This is a genomic window from Gordonia sp. CPCC 206044 (assembly GCF_048537895.1).
GTDB lineage: Bacteria > Actinomycetota > Actinomycetes > Mycobacteriales > Mycobacteriaceae > Gordonia.
In genome coordinates, this window is sequence record NZ_JBCLVL010000007.1 from 230484 (window position 1) to 246913 (window position 16430).

The following is a 16430-nucleotide window of genomic DNA, read 5'->3' on the forward strand; positions in this document are numbered from 1 at the left end:
TCATGTGCGCTGCACCCAAGCAGGGACAGAAGTTGCCCGCGGGCGTCGACGTGGAAAAGGAGACCGTGCTCACCGGCACCGTCAACGACTCGTCGGGTGCCCCGGTGGCCGGGGCGTTCGTCCGGCTGCTGGACTCGACCGGTGAGTTCACCGCCGAGGTCGTGGCCTCCCCCACCGGCGACTTCCGCTTCTTCGCCGCCCCCGGCACCTGGACGCTGCGCGCCCTGTCGTCGGTGGGCAACGGTGATGTGACCGTGTCGCCCGAAGGACCGGGCGTTCACGAGCACGACATCGTCGTCTCGAAGTAGATCCTCCGGATCAGCAGGCCCCGGTCACCGTTCGGTGACCGGGGCCTGCTGTCGTCTCCCGGGTCGTCCGCACACGATCGTCGCTGCATGTGCGACCGAGGTGGGGGCGGCGACAACGGGTCCCGGGCCGGCTCGTTCAAGGACTCCCGGTCGTGATCGCAGATCGCCGCGCGGTAGACTCGCCACGTGGTCCTCTTCTTCGAAATCTTGCTGGGTCTCGCCTCGGTCCTGATCGTTTGGTTCGGTCTGTACGTCCTCTACCGGTTGATCACCGACGAGTCGTGACCGACTCTGCGGACAGCCCGGACGGCGCAGCGCGTCGTTCCGGTGACGAAGCGATCAGTCAGGCCGCCGAACGCGCCCGCGAGACCGCCGACCGCAATCTCCCCGAGTGGGGCGAGTTGCCGCTGCCCGCGGACACCGCAAACCTCCGCCAGGGCGCCGACCTGGATTCCGGACTCCTCGCGCTCCTGCCGATGGTCGGTGTCTGGCGAGGCGAGGGTGAAGCCAACGACCCGGAGACCGGCGAGGATTACCACTTCGCCCAACAGATCATCATCAGCCACGACGGCCAGAACTTCCTCAACTGGCAGTCCCGGTCCTGGGTCATCGACGACGACGGAGCATTCGTCCGCCCGGACCTTCGGGAGACCGGCTTCTGGCGCATCGGCCTCGACGACACCATCGAACTTCTCCTCGCCCATGCCGAGGGATCGGTCGAACTCTTCTACGGCAGCCCGCTGACCCAGACCTCGTGGGAACTGGCCACCGACGTGGTGATCAAGTCCGATTCGGGCAGGCGCACCGGCGGCGCCAAACGGCTGTACGGGATCGTCGAGGACGGTGACCTCGCCTACGTCGAGGAACGAGTCGACGCCGACGGCGATCTCACTCCGCGACTGTCCGCGAAATTGCGCCGCTACGCCGGCTGAACGTCCACGGTGAGCGGACGCACGGCTCGCCGCCGACGCGAGCGCCGTCAGCTCACGGCCGACGACGCCACCGCCGCCGATCCGACCACGCCAGATACAGATTCTTCTTCGGCACGGCGCTGTAGACGACGGTTCCCAGCATGATCACCACCGATCCGAAATTCGTTGCGGTACCGGGCGTTCCGATGGTCCCGGGGTCGAGGGAACCGGAACTGTCCACCGTTGCCGCGTGTCCCGGCACACTGTCCACACGTCGTCCGACGATCGAGAACACCTGTCCGGTCGGCGCATCCGCACGCACCGGGAAGGCCATTCGACCCCGCGGGGCCACCTCCGCCACGGCGCGGTCGGCGGTCCCGTTGTACAGCACGGCGATCGGCTCGTCGCCGGTGTTGCGGATCGTCAGGGTCTGCGCACCGGCCCGATACTGATAGGTCACCCCGGCTTCCTCGGCGTCGAGGTGGATCTGTTCCGGGTAGCCGCAGTCCCAGTCGGCACTCCACGGCGTCAGGTAGTTGTGGTCGAGGTAGGTCCGGCGGCTCGGGATCGGCACGGCGCTCGGCATCGATCGGCCGGACGCGAACCACATCACCCCGAGCAGCGTGGGGCACGAATCCGTGCGCCTCGCCTGGACGTAGCACACCGAGTCCCCCGGTGCGATGGGCACGGATTCGCCCGGGCCTGCCACCACGAAGTCCAACGGGCCGTCGGCTCCGACGGTGAGCACCGCGATCTCCTCATCGCCCCGGTTGTGGATCGCCACCTCGCCGTCGACGACGGTGTGGTGGACCCCGCGTGAGAGCGGGTCCACGAAGACGAACGACGGTCCGCTCTCGGTTCCGAAGTCGACGTCGCCGGGCGTCCAGAACCTGTCGTCCGGATCGACTGTGGTCCAGTCGATCTCCCCGGCGCACGGCCCGTCGAGCAGGAACCGCGGCTCGCCGTGATCGGGAGCGTCGTCGACGATCTGGCCGACCAGGACCGGCCGGTGACCGATACGTTCGGACTGCACGATGTGGAAGTCGGCATCGGGCAGGTCGACGTCGCCACCGGCAGGTACGTGGGTGAACTCGGCGTCTTCGGTGTCTCTGGTCTTCGTCGAGAGCACCGCCAGGTCCCGCGCGCCGCGATTGTGCAGGACCAGATGGCCGGATCCCGGTGTCCTCGAATATGTCAGGCCGCTGACGTGGCCGGACAGCCAGTCGGCCGCGCCGTCGTTGGTCCATTCGGGATCGTCGGCGGTGAGGAAACGCTCCCGGACGCCGTGGTCGACGGGATCGTCGATCTCGCGATGGGTCAGCGCCAGCGGCATCCGCGGCAGGTTCGACGTATCGTCGTCGGACGCCGGTCGTGCGTGTGTGACGGTCATGTCGGGGCTCCTAGCCGAGTGGATCTGTCCTGCACGGTTCGGGTCGGCCCGTGTTCGCGACGAGCCGGTTCGATCGGTGATCCCGATCGACTTACATCAAGTTCACGTCACGACCACGTCTCGATCACGAGTAGTGGACTACCTGATTACGCGATCGGCCCGGCGGTGATCGCCGTTACATCCGTCGAGGTGCCCTCATCCACCGGCTCCGGACATGGAACGGCCCCCGCGCCACCCCGTGAAGGGGCCGAGCCGACCGGACATCGGGTCGGGGCACGAGGGCCGGGTGGCCATCTGGGATTCGCCGGCACGTCAGCGGTGCAGGTGAATACCACCGTTCCGCACTAGCGGATGGTCACCTCACGTGTCCAAGAGTCATACAACTTCGAACCACCTCCTTCCTCGTGTACGGACGAAGATACGCCTGCCCGGCACCGGCCGCCAACGGTTTTCTCAGGCCGACGCCCCGACACCGACCTCCAGGACCGCACAGCTACTCGAGATCGACGAAACATCCTGTGCAACAAGCTGATGCGTCACCACGACAACGGTCTTGTGCGGTCCGAACCATCCGTCGTCACGACTCAGGATCCGCCGAAGTATCGCCGCAGCATCGGCGTCGTCGAGGTGTTCGGTCGGCTCGTCGAGCAGCACCACCGGAGCCGGATGCAACAGCGCCCGGGCGAGCAGCAACCGGCGGCGTTGACCGCCGCTCACCGCGTCGGCTCCGCCGGTCAGTTCGGTGTGCAGCCCGTCGGGTAGCGAATGCACCCAGTCGGCGAGACCGACCACCCGCAGCGCGTCGAGCACCTCGGACTCGGTCGCGTCACCCCGCGCGACCAACAGATTCTCGGCCACCGTGGTGGAGAAGAGGTGTCCCTCCTCGGAGAAGTAGCAGACCGCCGATCTCGGGTCCACCCGATCATCGTCGTCGCGACACTCGACGGTGCCGTGTCGCGGCTCGAGTAAACCGCCGAGGGTCAGCAACAGTGTCGATTTGCCGGAACCGCTGGGGCCGACGACCACCAAGCGACCGCCGGGCGGCAGTCGAAAGGACTCCCCTTCGGCCGGGCCGAGCTCCGGGCCGGCCGGATGGCCCCATCGCAGTTCGTCGGCCACCAGCGTCACCGGCCCACGATGAATGGGCCGGTCCAGCGGGCCCGATCCGTCGTCCTCGTCCGGATCACCGTCTGGTGTGGCGTACCGGGCCGGGCCCGCCCCGTCGACGAGCGCGAGAACCCGCGCGGCGCTCTGCCTGCTGCGCTCGAGCTGGATACCTGCCTCGGTGAGCGGAGCGGTCGACTCGAACGACGACAGCGGCAGCAGGATCAGCACGCCGAGGATCATCGGCGTGAGCCCTTCTCCCGAGGCGACGTCGGCCAACGATCCCGGCGTCGACGACGCCAGATGGATGCCGACGAGGCACGCGGCCAACAGCGACATCCCCATCGCCAAGGGTGTCGCAGCGGCAGCCGACGCCTGATGGCGCAGTCCGCGGTCGGCAGCCGACAGCGCATCCGCATCTGCCCGCGACGCCGTCGCCAACACGTGCTCACGACGACGGGCGACGGTCAGCTCGGGACCGTGCCAGAGCGCGGCGAGGGTCGCCTCCGTGACACGCGTGGACGCGCCCGCGGCGTCGGCGATCGTGCGCGCCGAGCCGCGCGCGGCCAGCCAGGGCGCGACGACCGCACTGACCACCAGGGCGCCGGCGAGGACCACCGCCGCCCACCACGACACCAGAGCCATGATGACCACGGCGGCCATACCGGTCACCGCGCCCACGGCGATCGGGATGACACCACGGATCAGCGCATTGCCGATCTCGTCGATGTCGTCGCCGGTTCGGGCCAACAGGTCTCCCCGTCGCAGCGTCACCGAATAACCCGGCGCACCGTCGGCGAGCCTGCGGTACACACGTTCGCGCGCCGTCGCCATGGCACCCAACGCCAGACGGTGGGTCGCCAGCCGTTCCAGGTAGCGGAAGACGCCGCGGGAGATACCCAGCGCACGCACCGCCGTGATCGCCACCGACAGGTAGAGGACCGGCGGCATCTGCCAGGCACGGGTGATCAACCAGGCCGACAGTGCCGCGAGGCCGAGCGCCGACAACGCGCCACACACCCCGAGCAGGATCGCCCACGCCACCGGCCGGCCGCGTAACCCGAGAAGCCCGACGGCGCGCCACAGCGGATCGTCGATGACTCGTGTCCTGCCGATCATGTCCCATCTCCCCCGGCGAGGTCGATGATCGCGTCGGCGAAGGTCCGGGCGATCGGATGGTGCGCGACCACCAGGACGGTGTCGCCGGCGCGGGCGCGCTCGGCCAGGACCGTCAACACCGCAGATGCCGACCGTTGGTCCAGATGCGCGACCGGTTCGTCGAGCAACAGCAGCGGCGACGGCGAGCCCAGAACCCGGGTCAACGCCAGGCGCTGTCGCTGGCCCGCCGACAACCCGACGCCCCCGGCTCCGAGCACCGTGTCCAAACCGTGGGGCAGGGTCTCCAGGACCTCGTCGAAACCCGTTGCCGTACAGGCATGTCGAAACGAGTGCGGGTCGAGTGAGCCGAACAACGCCAAGTTCTCCGCAACGGTCCCGGGCACCATGACGGGCTGCTGCGGGAGCCACGCGATCTGCTCGTGAAACGGTCCCGGATCGAGTTCGGCCACCGAGACCGATCCGATCAACACCGACCCCTCGTCCGGACGGATCAACCCCATGACGGCCATCAGCGTGGTCGACTTACCGCCCCCGTTCGGGCCGGTCAGAACCGTCAGGGAACCCGCTTCGACAGTGCCGTTCAGGTGGTGCGGCGCCCAACCGTCGCGACCGTGGACGCCGACGTCGAGAAGCGTGATCGGTTGTCCCGCAATCGACTCTGTTCGCCTGCCCACTGCCCCGTCGGGTTCGTCGTCGCCCGATTCGATGAGATCGATCACCTCGCCCGCTGCGGCGACACCGTCGGCGGCGTTGTGGAACTGAGCACCCACCTGCCGCAACGGCAGATACGCCTCGGGCGCCAGGATGAGGGCCAACACACCGGCGTACAGACTCATCTCGCCGTACACCAGTCGCAGACCGATCCCCACGGCGACCAGTGCGACGCACAGGGTGGCGAGCAGTTCGAGAACCGCACCCGACAGGAAGGCGATCCGCAATGCCGACATGGTGCTGCGTTGATGCGCGCGACCCAGCGCCGCGACACGTTGCGCCGGACCGCGCGAACGACCGAGGGCCCGCAGTGTGGGCAGGCCGGCGATCAGGTCGAGCAACTGGGCGTTCAGTCGGCTCATCGTGGCGAGCTTCTCGTCGGTGCGGTCGCGGGTCATCAGACCGATCAACACCATGAACAACGGGATCAGTGGCAGCGTGATCACGATGGCGAGCGCCGACGGCCAGTCCGTCAGACCGATGACGACGATCATGGTCGGGGTCACCATGACCGAGACGATCAGCGCGGGTAGGTAACCCGACAGGTAGGGCCCCAGGCTGTCGAGTCCCCGCAGCAGAACCGTGCTCGCGTGCTCCCGTCGGGCGAGCAGGTCTCGCGGCGAGGTGCGGTGCGGATCGGTCAGGGTGTCGGTGGCCTGTGCTCGCAGTTGGGCGATCACCCGGGCCGAGGCGCGGTGCGCGTAGCGGTCGTGCAGGTACGTCAACACCACGCGGGCCGCGACCGCGGCCACGAGAACCCACACGTGCACCTGTTGGGCCTGCCACGACCGTCGGCCCGGATCGACGACGAGTTCGGAGAGGATCGAGGCGACCATCGCGGCGGTCACGATGATCGTCGTGGTCACCGCGACGGCGAGCACGGCCGTGACGATCACATGGGTTCGACCTGCCGACGAGTAGCGGAGCAGGCGAGGGTCGATCGGTCCCGTGCGCCGCCGCGGCGACGTCGCACCACCGCTGACCGATTCCGTGCGCAGTGTCGTCGCCGGCCCCGATGGCCCCGTCATTCAGGCACGCGCAGCGACGGCAACCCGCTGGGTTCGGGAATCTGGTCGACCGAGATGCGCTTGCGGAACACCCAGTAGCTCCAGCCCTGATAGAGCATCACCACCGGGGTGATGAGCACCGCCGCCCAGGTCATGATGGTCAGTGTGTAGTGGCTCGACGACGTGTTGTCGATGGTCAGGTTGAACGCCGAATCCGTCGACGACGGAAGAACATTCGGATACAGCACCGAGAACAACGTGGCCACCGTGCCGCCGATGGCGATCGACGTGGCCGCGAAGGCGATGCCCTCTCGCCGGAGCTGGGTGGCGATCACCATCACCACCGCGGCCACCGCGGCGATCAGGACCGGGATCCACGTCCACCCGTTGCCATGGGCGAACTGGGTCCACAACAGGAAGGCCGCCGCGACCACCAGGGTCGGGATGGCCAGCAGGGACGCGATTCTCATCGCATCCTTCTTCAGGACTCCAGAGGTCTTGAGCCCGAGGAACACTGCCCCGTGGGTGAGGAAGGCGAGCAGGGTGGTCAACCCGCCCAGCAACGCGTACGGGTTGAGCAGATTGAAGAAGCCACCGGTGTACTGGGCGTCCGCATCGATCGGGATGCCCCGGATCACGTTGGCGAACGCGACACCCCACAGGATCGCCGGAATCCACGAGCCGAGGCCGATCCCGATGTCGGCCCACATCCGCCATCTCGGGTTGTTGATCTTGCCGCGCCACTCGATCGCGCACACCCGGGTGATGAGCCCGATCAGGATGAGGAACAGCGGCAGATAGAACGCCGTGAACATCGTTGCGTACCAACCGCCGAACGCGGCGAACAGTGCGGCGCCCGCGGTGATCAGCCACACCTCGTTGCCGTCCCACACCGGCCCGATCGTGTTGAGGATCGCACGACGACGCTTGTCCGGGTCGGCGAGGTCCGCGGTGGGGGCCACGTCGGCGTCCCCACCGGTGTGACGACGCCCGAGGAACGGCATCAGCATGCCCACCCCGAAGTCGAAACCCTCGAGCACGAAGTACCCGACGAACAGCACCGCGATGATCAGAAACCAGAACTCCTGCAGTCCCATGTCTCGGCTCCTCAGTACGCGAACGAGAGTTGTTTGGGCTCATCGGAATCGTCGGGCGACGGCTCGTCGGGTGGCACGGCGTCGTAGGTGGCCGGCCCCTCGATGACATATCGTCGCTGCAACATGAACCACACGACGCCGAGCGCCCCGTAGAGCAACGTGAAGCCGATCAGTGTCACCCAGACCGTCGCCGCCACGTGGTTGGAGACGCCGTCCTGCACCAACATGTGAATCCGCAACGGGTCCAGGTTGTTCTGCCAGTTGGGTGCCACCACCCAGGGTTGGCGGCCCATCTCGGTGAAGATCCAGCCAGAGCTGTTTGCCAGGAACGGGGTCGGGATCAGCCACAGCGCTATCAGCCCGACCTTTCGGGAGGTGACCACCCGCTTCCTACGGGTCAGCCACAGGCCACCGAGTGCGATCACCGCCGAGCCGAGAGCCCAGGTGATCATGGCGCGGAAGCTCCAGTAGGTGACGAACAGATTGGGCGCGAAGTTCTGCTCGGGCATGTTCAGCGCCGCCGCATACTGGTCCTGCAGTTGGTTCACACCCTGCACGGTGCTGTGGATGTCCCGATTGGCCAAGAACGACAACATGTTCGGTATCTCGATGACCGTGTGGATGTTGTCGCAGTTGTTCTGTCGGCCGACACTGAGCACCGAGAAGCCTGCGCCGGTCTCGGTGTTGCACAACGATTCCGCCGACGCCATCTTCATCGGCTGCTGCTCGAACATGATCTCGGCCTGGATGTCTCCGGTGATGAACAGGGCGACCCCGGACACCATCGTCACCCACAGCGCGAACCGGGTCACCGGACGCCACAGCTTCGAGGCATCCCTCTCGAGATCCTCGGGTGTCGCGTCGATGTGACTCGGCGCGGTCGCCTTGGGCATCTCGGAGGCGTCTCCGGTCTCGATCGCCTCCCGGAGTTTCTTCGCGCGCCACGAGTTCCGCGCCATCCACCAGATGCCGATCGCCGCGACGAAGGTCCCCGCGGTGAGTAACGCCCCGGCTATCACGTGGGGGAATGCCGCCAGCGTCGTGCTGTTGGTGAGCACCGCCCAGAAGTTGTTCATCGCCGGGCGATCTCGCGAGTCGTCCCAGGTCACACCCACCGGATGTTGCATCCACGAGTTGGCGGCGATGATGAAGTAGGCCGATGCGTTCACACCGATGGCCGTCAACCAGATGCAGGCCAGGTGGATTCGGCGCGGCAGCCTGCCCCAGCCGAAGATCCACAGACCGATGAACGTCGACTCGAGGAAGAACGCGACCAGCCCCTCGAAGGCGAGCGGCGCGCCGAACACGTCGGCGACGTATCGGCTGTATTCACTCCAGTTCATGCCGAACTGGAACTCCTGCACGATGCCGGTGGCCACCCCGAGGGCGAAGTTGATCAAGAACAGTTTCCCGAAGAACTTCGTCGCGCGAAGCCACTGTTCGTTCCCGGTCACGTGCCAGACCGTCTGCATGACGGCGATCATCGGCGCGAGACCGATGGTCAACGGAACCAGGATGAAGTGATAGACGGTGGTGATCCCGAATTGCCATCGGGAAACATCGAGAGCGTCCATGTCGCCTCTATCGGAGTCGGTGCACCGGGCTGCGATGCACGGCCGGAGTGGGACCTTCGTGAAGCCGATATCGAATTTGGTGACTACTACGGGCCGTAGTAGGAATGCCCGACCAACGCTACGCTGCGCCGATCACTCGAACAAGGCCCCCGACGGCCTCTGGCCACACGTCGCACCAGGATGAAATTGTGAACTGCGCCTCGCCCGTTCGACGACCGGCGCGACGTCACCGGGTCAGACGGACAACGCTTTCATTCTGAGTCAACCCCAACGGCTCGATTCACCAAATCGGCGAAATCGTCATCATTGCGCGACCCCGCCAGGACGTGACCGTTGAGCGAGGTCACCCGCGCGGCCAGCGCGACACTACTGACCAGCCAGACCGAATCCGCGGCTATCAGGTCGGCACGGGTCAGGACCTCGGCACGAGTCGTCCATCCCTCGGCGGCCGCCAACTCGTAGATCGCCCGGTGGGTGGTGCCCGGAAGGATGCCGATCTCGACAGGCGGGGTGACGAGGGTACGACCGGTGACCGCGATGACGGTCGATCGTGGGCCCTCGAGCACGGCCCCCTCGCTGCTCAGATAGATGACGTCGTCGTATCCCCGCTCGGCGGCGTGCCTCAGGGCGGCCATGTTGGTCGCGTAGCTGAGGGTCTTGGCACCGAGCAACTGCCAGGGTGCATGCCCGGCCAGCTCGACGGAGTAGCCACGCTCCAACGTCACCACCGAGATGCCGTGTGTGCGCGCCCGGGCCACGCGGTCGGCCACCGGCCCGACCATGACGTACCCGGTCGGCCCGGCCTCCGGAGCCGACTCGCGGCCCCGCGAACACACAAGCCGCATCCATGCCTCACGGCCTGCGCCGATCTCGCCCCACTGCTTCTCCGCGATCGAGATCGCCTCGCGCCAGGCAGCACGGTCCGGCTGCGGCAGGTCCATCATGTGCGCACTGCGTTCGAATCGGTCGAGGTGCGCGTCCACACCCCGCGCGCGGTCCGAACGCACCAGCAACGTTTCGAAGATCCCGTCCCCACGGATCGCCGCGAGGTCGTCGGCATACAGGAAGGGCCGGTCGGGATCGTGCACCGTACCGTCGAGGGCCACCAGGATCTGCTCCATGGCAGCAGGCTATGACACATCGGCCGTGATCCGTTACGGGCCACGCCCCGAGATGGCCCGTAGAATCGCAATGTGACCGCGTCACCGATCCTGACCAGGTATTCCAGCCAAGGCGCCGTCGCCGGACCGCAGACCGACGAGTCCGGCACCGACGTCGCCTGGCATTACGGCGATCCCCTCGGGGAGCAACGAACGGCCCAGCGGGCCGCGGTCATCATCGACCGCTCCGACCGCGCCGTGCTCGAACTTCCCGGACCGGAGCGGCTGAGTTGGCTGCACACGATCTCCAGCCAGCACGTCGCATCCCTGCCGGACCGCACCAGTGCCGAAAACCTCTCCCTCGACGTCAACGGACGGATCGAGGAACACTTCGTACTGACCGATCTCGACGGCGTCACCTGGATCGACTGTGAAGGGTTCCGGGGCGCCCCGCTGCTCTCGTTCCTCACCAAAATGGTCTTCTGGGCGAAGGTCGAGCCCGCTGCCCGCCCGGACATGACCGTGGTGACGCTGATCGGCCCCGATGTGACGAGCGGGCCGATCGCCGAGTTGCTCGAGCTCCCCCACGACGCCCCGGTCTATTCGGCAGGTGATCTGCCCGAACTCCACCACGACGACGAGCCGATCGGCTTCTGGCGCATCATGCCGCCGATCGGCGACGGCGCACACACCCCGGTCGTCGACCTGGTGCTCCCCGCATCGGCCGCCGAGACCTGGTGGTCGCAGCTGGTCGAGGCCGGCGCACGCATGGCAGGCACCTGGGCATACGACGCTCTGCGCGTGGCCGCCCTGCGACCGCGACTGGGCGTCGACACCGACGACCGCACCATCCCGCACGAGGTGAACTGGATCGGCGAACCGTCGGAGTTCGGGGCCGTTCACCTGGACAAGGGTTGCTACCGCGGCCAGGAAACGGTCGCCCGTGTGCACAATCTCGGAAAATCACCGCGCCGCCTGGTGCTGTTGCACCTCGACGGGAGTTCCGAAGAGCGCCCGGCGCCCGGTGATCCGGTCACGCTCGGCGGTCGGGCCGTCGGGCGGGTGGGCACGGTCGTCGATCACCACGAACTCGGTCCCATCGCACTGGCCCTCGTGAAGCGGTCCGTCGGCGCCGACGTCGAGCTCGTCGTCGACGGCGACCACCCCACCTCGGCGCGCATCGATCCGGATTCGATCCGAACCGACGAGCGCGTGCAGGCCGGCCGGGCCGCCATCGACCGGTTACGACACGGTGGGACCACCGAGGCGTGAGTACCCGGAGCGTGCCGTCGGGCACGGTACTCGCGGTCTGCTCTGCCGACACCGACGTGGTACTCGACGGTGTCGGCCCGAGCGGGATCGACAAGCGTCCGCACGACCACCGAGTCGCCGTCGGCCCGCTCGGATTGACCACCGACCACGTCTGCGACACCAAACACCACGGCGGCACCGACCAGGCCGTCTACGCCTACAGCGAACGTGAGGCGCGCCGCTGGTCCACCGAACTCGGCCGCGACCTCCCCTTCGGGTGGTTCGGCGAGAACCTGCGCATCGACGGGATGCCGATCACCGACGCCGTCGTCGGCGAGCGATGGGCCGTCGGCGACGACGGGCTGGTCCTGGAGACGACGATCCCGCGCACCCCCTGCCGGACCTTCGCCGAGTGGGCCGAGGAACCACAGTGGATCAAACGATTCCTCGCCCGCGCCGACACGGGCGCCTACCTGCGTGTTCTGTCGCCGGGCACAGTCGGGGCCGGCGATCGGGTGGTCGTCACCGATCGCCCCGATCACGGCGTGCTGGTGCGCCATCTCCTCGCCGGGGTCGACGCCGACGCCGACGCACTGACGCGCCTGCTCTCCGACACACAGATCCCACCCAAGGTGCTGCGCGAAGCATCCCGAAAACTCGCCAGGGCCTGAGGCGTAACCGCCCCGGAACCTGCACCGAAGGACTCACCTGCCGGCTGTGCGGCAGGGCGATCCGCATTATCCGGATGAGCGCGCTAGACTGGTTCCCACGACAGAATCATTACTAAAGAACGGGGCCGCCAAGTGTTTGGCCGCCCCGTCATTGTGCGAGGGGGTCCCAACATGGGCCGCGGCCGGGCGAAAGCGAAGCAGACGAAGGTAGCTCGTCAGCTGAAGTACTCCACTCCCAACACCGATTTCGAGAGCCTGCAGCGGGAGCTCTCCGGGTCGAATGACTCGGACGACCGCCGGGATCCGGTGGACGAGTGGACCGACGAGGACGAGTGGCGCCGAGCCTGACGCCTTCCGACGTCTTCGTCACCCTCAACACCGCGCACCACTTTCGGTGCACATCCACGTAAACCACGCCTGAACGTTCAGCCATGGCCTCTGTCCTCCATGGCAGGACGTTCAGGTGTGGTTTCGTGTCGTGTTCATGCCGGGCCGACGTATGACGTAATTCATGCCGGGCGGGGCGTGAGAGAGCGCAGCCGAGTACCACGCATCGACTCGAACGAGATCCGATCGGACGGCGTGGCTCTCGCGTACTCGAGACCGTGACAATGCGACGACACACTGGGAAGAGTGGCCACTCCCCCGTCTCGTCGGCGAGAACTCAGAAGCGCGGGTGATCCCCGGTCATCGACACACGGGGCAGGTCGGCGTTCTTGGGTTCCGCCGAACGTTTGACGGCCCCGAGGACCCAGTTGTCCACGTGTCGGGCAGTGAGCACCGCCTGTGCGCGCTCGGTGTCTTCCGGTGCGACCACCGCGATCATGCCGACGCCCATGTTGAAGGTCCGCTCCATCTCTTCCCGAGACACCCGGCCGCGTTGTGCGATCAACGCGAACACCGGTGCAGGGGTCCAGGTTCCGCGTTCCAGTTCGGCCACCAGACCGGACGGGATCACGCGTGAGAGGTTCTCCGCCAGTCCGCCGCCGGTGATGTGCGCGAACGTGCGCACGTCGGTCTCCGCGGCCAGCGCCAGGCAGTCCCGGGCGTAGATCCGCGTCGGTTCGAGCAGCTCCTCACCGAGGGTGCGACCGAACTCCTCGACGTGTCCCTCGAGATCCATGTGGCCCCACTCCAGGAGCACCTTGCGGGCCAGTGAGTAACCGTTGGAGTGCAGCCCCGAGGAGCCCATCGCGATGATGACGTCGCCGGGGCGGACCCGCTCCGGCGACAGCAGTTGGTCGGCCTCGACCACACCGACCGCGGTGGCCGACAGGTCGTAGTGGTCGGCGTCCATCAGGCCGGGGTGTTCGGCGGTCTCACCGCCGAGCAGCGCGCAGCCCGCCTCCACACAGCCGTCGGCGATCCCGGCGACGATCTGCGCGACGGTCTCCGGCACCACCTTGCCGACCGCGATGTAATCCTGCAGGAACAACGGTTCGGCACCGCACACGACGAGGTCGTCGACGCACATGGCCACCAGGTCGCGGCCCACGGTGTCGTGTTTACCGATGGCCTGCGCGATCGCGAGCTTGGTGCCGACGCCGTCACTGGCGGCCGCGAGCACCGGCTCGCGATAGTTGCCCTTGAGCGCGAACAGGCCCGAGAACCCGCCGAGACCGCCCATGACCTCGGGGCGTGAGGCGCGTTTGGCGTGTGGAGCGAAGAGTTCGACGGCCCGCTCACCTGCGTCGATGTCGACACCGGCCGCAGCGTACGAGGCGCTCTCGTCGGCGGGTGAGTCGGTGGCCGGACTGTCGGTAGCCGAATCCCGGTCGGTCATCTGGCTTGAGCACCCCTTGTCGAAATCCAGTTGTCGGATCTCCGGGTGGTCGGAGGCTCCGGTGTCACATACGAAGTCGGCCGCCCACTGTCCTGAGGTTCACGTGACGAGGCACCCGACGGCACACACGCTACCCGACGACGGGTGGCCGGGAAGCGTCCGGTGCGATGGTCCGCGGCCGGACTCAGGGCCGCATCACGGCGCTCACGTTGTCGTTCGTCGCGGTCAGTGGATCGGCGCGGCCGTCTCCCGCCGCACTCGCGAGCATCTGTTCGAGCACCGCCTTTCCCATGGACGTCTCCTCGGGCAGCTCGATCGGATAGTCGCCGTCGAAACATGCAGCGCACAGGTGCTCGGCGGGCTGATCGGTGGCCGCGATCATCTCGTCGATGCTGATGTAGCCCAGCGAGTCGGCACCGATGGCCTGACGCACGCCCTCGACCATGCCCTCCTCGGACTCCATACCGTTGGCGATCAGCTCGGCCGGTGACGCGAAGTCGATGCCGTAGAAACACGGCCAGCGCACCGGGCTCGACGCGATACGAACGTGGACCTCGGCCGCGCCCGCCTCCCGCAACATTCGGATCAATGCGCGCTGCGTATTGCCTCGCACGATCGAATCGTCAACGACGACAAGACGTTTGCCGCGGATGACCTCTTTGAGCGGATTCAGTTTGAGCCGGATGCCGAGCTGCCGGATGGTTTGCGACGGCTGGATGAAGGTACGTCCCACGTAGGCGTTCTTCATCAGGCCCTGCCCGTACGGGATACCTGATTCCTGGGCGAATCCGACCGCCGCGGGCGTCCCGGATTCGGGTACCGGGATCACCAGGTCGCCCTCGGCCGGGTGCTCACGAGCGAGCCTGCGACCGATCTCCACCCGGGTCGAGTGCACCGATCGTCCATGTATCACGCTGTCGGGACGTGCCAGGTAGACGTACTCGAAGACGCAGCCGCGCGGGGTCGCCTCGGCGAACCTCTTGGAACGCACACCGTCGGCGTCGATGGCCAGGAGCTCTCCCGGCTCGATGTCACGCACGAACGAAGCGCCGACGATGTCGAAGGCCGCCGTCTCCGAGGCGACCACCCAGCCGCGGTCCAACCGGCCGAGCGACAGTGGTCGCACGCCGTGCGGGTCGCGTGCGGCGTACAAGGTGTGCTCGTCCATGAACGTGAGGCAGAACGCACCACGCAGGGTCGGCAGCAGTTCCATCGCCGCCTGTTCGATCGAACTGTCCGCAGCGCCGTGCGCCAGCAGGGCGCCGACGAGATCGGAGTCGGAGGTGGCGGCCGTACTCATCACCCCGTGTCCACGCGCCCGGCTGGCGAGCTCGGAGGTGTTCACGAGATTGCCGTTGTGCCCCAGTGCGACGCCGGTGCCCGCATCCGTGGTGCGGAAGATCGGCTGCGAGTTCTCCCAGGTCGTGGAACCTGTCGTGGAGTAGCGGCAGTGCCCGATCGCGACGTGGCCGACCATCGCACCGAGGGTCTGCTCGTCGAAGACCTGGCTCACCAGTCCGAGATCCTTGAAGACCAGCACCTGCGAACCGTCCCCGACGGCGATACCCGCCGCCTCCTGGCCGCGGTGCTGCAGCGCGTAGAGACCGTAGTACGAGAGCTTGGCGACGTCCTCGCCGGGAGCCCAGACCCCGAAGACGCCGCATTCCTCGCGCGGCTCGTTCTCCGGTTCGTCCGTCGCACAGGGCGTACCGCAGGCACGCGGGGCAGCGAGGAGGTTCTTGCTGTCGATCGACAAGTCTGTCATCCGGGTGTGCTCCCTGGGGCTGAGAATCGGTCAACACATCGACGCACGCGACATCGGTGGGCTGGGGAGATATGCCCAGCGTACCGGTGGGTAGCGCTGGATTGCGAATCATCCAACGGTGTGCCGACCGGCGATGTTCCACCGATGTGAGGCATCTAACGTCCACTCGTCACGATGGCTGCCGCCGCGGTCACCGCACGCGTGCGAGCGGGATGATCGGCAGGAAGTCGACGATCGCCGGGGCGCGATGTCCCGACGCGCTCACCCGGGACTGGGCCACCGCATCGTCGAAGTCGAGCAGTCCGGTGGCGAGCAACAGCCAATCCCGCGCCGAGGTCTCCACCACGTTCGGCGGCGTGCCACGTGTGTGTCGCGGGCCCTCGACGCATTGCACCGCCACGAACGGCGGCACCCGCACCTCCACCGAATTCCCCGGGGCCAGTTGCGCCAGGGTGCGCGCGGTGGACCGGACGGCTGCGGCCAGCTCGGCACGCGAGGGCGCCGGCTCTGTGTCGTCACGCAGCCAGGACGCGACGGCCAAGACGGCGGCACGGGCCTCGCCGGGATCGATCGGTTTGCGCGTCGGCACGTCCGACATCATGCCCCACGCCGGATCGGCCCCACCCACCACGCCGGGTC

The 16430-nt window shown here is 67.3% G+C and carries 14 protein-coding genes; 5 read left to right on the top strand and 9 right to left on the bottom strand.

Annotated features, from left to right (window positions below):
* Positions 1-2: 2 nt before the first annotated feature.
* Together AAFP35_RS13570 and AAFP35_RS13575 are read left to right on the top strand one after the other, a co-directional pair.
* Positions 3-308 carry a DUF1416 domain-containing protein gene (locus AAFP35_RS13570; RefSeq protein WP_419222149.1) on the top strand — a complete coding sequence of 102 codons (306 nt, stop codon included), beginning with the start codon at positions 3-5 and terminating at the stop codon, positions 306-308.
* A 281-nt stretch (positions 309-589) separates the two neighbouring features.
* Positions 590-1240, top strand: a complete 651-nt coding sequence (locus AAFP35_RS13575) for an FABP family protein (RefSeq protein WP_419222150.1) — start codon at positions 590-592, stop codon at positions 1238-1240.
* A gap of 52 nt (positions 1241-1292) precedes the next feature.
* Here the strand turns inward: AAFP35_RS13575 and AAFP35_RS13580 are convergent, their stop codons facing one another.
* The 6 genes from AAFP35_RS13580 to AAFP35_RS13605 all read right to left on the bottom strand — a co-directional run bounded on the left by AAFP35_RS13580 (position 1293) and on the right by AAFP35_RS13605 (position 10342).
* Positions 1293-2609 (bottom strand): hypothetical protein, encoded by a 1317-nt coding sequence (locus AAFP35_RS13580; protein WP_419222151.1) that lies wholly within the window; start codon positions 2607-2609, stop codon positions 1293-1295.
* Between the two features lie 453 nt (positions 2610-3062).
* Complete coding sequence (cydC, locus tag AAFP35_RS13585) at positions 3063-4832, bottom strand: thiol reductant ABC exporter subunit CydC (RefSeq protein WP_419222152.1); 1770 nt, start codon at positions 4830-4832, stop codon at positions 3063-3065.
* Positions 4829-6571 (bottom strand): thiol reductant ABC exporter subunit CydD, encoded by a 1743-nt coding sequence (cydD, locus tag AAFP35_RS13590; protein WP_419222153.1) that lies wholly within the window; start codon positions 6569-6571, stop codon positions 4829-4831. The genes cydC and cydD overlap by 4 nt, the downstream gene beginning before the upstream one ends.
* The gene (gene cydB / locus AAFP35_RS13595; protein WP_419222154.1) at positions 6568-7647 is read right to left on the bottom strand and encodes a cytochrome d ubiquinol oxidase subunit II; all 1080 of its coding nucleotides are present in this window, start codon (positions 7645-7647) and stop codon (positions 6568-6570) included. Before cydB ends, cydD begins: the two co-directional genes overlap by 4 nt.
* Before the next feature lie 11 nt (positions 7648-7658).
* Entirely contained in the window at positions 7659-9221 is a 1563-nt protein-coding gene (locus tag AAFP35_RS13600) for a cytochrome ubiquinol oxidase subunit I (RefSeq protein WP_419222155.1), read from the bottom strand.
* A gap of 251 nt (positions 9222-9472) precedes the next feature.
* Entirely contained in the window at positions 9473-10342 is an 870-nt protein-coding gene (locus AAFP35_RS13605; protein ID WP_419222156.1) for an aminodeoxychorismate lyase, read from the bottom strand.
* 72 nt (positions 10343-10414) lie between these two features.
* Here AAFP35_RS13605 and AAFP35_RS13610 point away from each other — a divergent pair, with 72 nt between their 5' ends.
* The 3 genes from AAFP35_RS13610 (at position 10415) to AAFP35_RS13620 (ending at position 12591) form a co-directional block, all read left to right on the top strand.
* A complete protein-coding gene (locus AAFP35_RS13610) occupies positions 10415-11593 on the top strand; it encodes a YgfZ/GcvT domain-containing protein (protein ID WP_419222157.1) in 1179 nt (392 codons plus the stop codon).
* An 11-nt stretch (positions 11594-11604) separates the two neighbouring features.
* Positions 11605-12243, top strand: coding sequence for an MOSC domain-containing protein (locus AAFP35_RS13615; RefSeq protein ID WP_419222257.1), 639 nt, complete (start codon positions 11605-11607; stop codon positions 12241-12243).
* Between the two features lie 171 nt (positions 12244-12414).
* Positions 12415-12591: a DUF3073 domain-containing protein gene (locus AAFP35_RS13620; protein ID WP_419222158.1), complete on the top strand. Its 177-nt coding sequence runs from the start codon at positions 12415-12417 to the stop codon at positions 12589-12591.
* Between the two features lie 316 nt (positions 12592-12907).
* Here AAFP35_RS13620 and purM read toward each other — a convergent pair whose 3' ends face one another.
* From purM to AAFP35_RS13635, 3 genes are all read right to left on the bottom strand, one after another.
* Positions 12908-14026, bottom strand: coding sequence for a phosphoribosylformylglycinamidine cyclo-ligase (gene purM / locus AAFP35_RS13625; protein WP_419222159.1), 1119 nt, complete (start codon positions 14024-14026; stop codon positions 12908-12910).
* Positions 14027-14210: 184 nt separating this feature from the next.
* Positions 14211-15791 (bottom strand): amidophosphoribosyltransferase, encoded by a 1581-nt coding sequence (gene purF, locus AAFP35_RS13630; protein WP_419222160.1) that lies wholly within the window; start codon positions 15789-15791, stop codon positions 14211-14213.
* Positions 15792-15981: 190 nt separating this feature from the next.
* Positions 15982-16389, bottom strand: a complete 408-nt coding sequence (locus AAFP35_RS13635; protein ID WP_419222258.1) for a sterol carrier family protein — start codon at positions 16387-16389, stop codon at positions 15982-15984.
* Positions 16390-16430 lie beyond the last annotated feature (41 nt).

What these genes read in the sequence shown, in the direction of transcription:
- AAFP35_RS13570 (WP_419222149.1), top strand. Translation starts at nt 3, where the DNA reads ATGTGCGCTGCACCCAAGCAGGGACAGAAGTTGCCCGCGGGCGTCGAC.
- AAFP35_RS13580 (WP_419222151.1), bottom strand. Translation starts at nt 2,609, where the DNA reads ATGACCGTCACACACGCACGACCGGCGTCCGACGACGATACGTCGAAC.
- cydC (WP_419222152.1), bottom strand. Translation starts at nt 4,832, where the DNA reads ATGATCGGCAGGACACGAGTCATCGACGATCCGCTGTGGCGCGCCGTC.
- cydD (WP_419222153.1), bottom strand. Translation starts at nt 6,571, where the DNA reads ATGACGGGGCCATCGGGGCCGGCGACGACACTGCGCACGGAATCGGTC.
- cydB (WP_419222154.1), bottom strand. Translation starts at nt 7,647, where the DNA reads ATGGGACTGCAGGAGTTCTGGTTTCTGATCATCGCGGTGCTGTTCGTC.
- AAFP35_RS13600 (WP_419222155.1), bottom strand. Translation starts at nt 9,221, where the DNA reads ATGGACGCTCTCGATGTTTCCCGATGGCAATTCGGGATCACCACCGTC.
- AAFP35_RS13605 (WP_419222156.1), bottom strand. Translation starts at nt 10,342, where the DNA reads ATGGAGCAGATCCTGGTGGCCCTCGACGGTACGGTGCACGATCCCGAC.
- AAFP35_RS13620 (WP_419222158.1), top strand. Translation starts at nt 12,415, where the DNA reads ATGGGCCGCGGCCGGGCGAAAGCGAAGCAGACGAAGGTAGCTCGTCAG.
- purM (WP_419222159.1), bottom strand. Translation starts at nt 14,026, where the DNA reads ATGACCGACCGGGATTCGGCTACCGACAGTCCGGCCACCGACTCACCC.
- purF (WP_419222160.1), bottom strand. Translation starts at nt 15,791, where the DNA reads ATGACAGACTTGTCGATCGACAGCAAGAACCTCCTCGCTGCCCCGCGT.
- AAFP35_RS13635 (WP_419222258.1), bottom strand. Translation starts at nt 16,389, where the DNA reads ATGTCGGACGTGCCGACGCGCAAACCGATCGATCCCGGCGAGGCCCGT.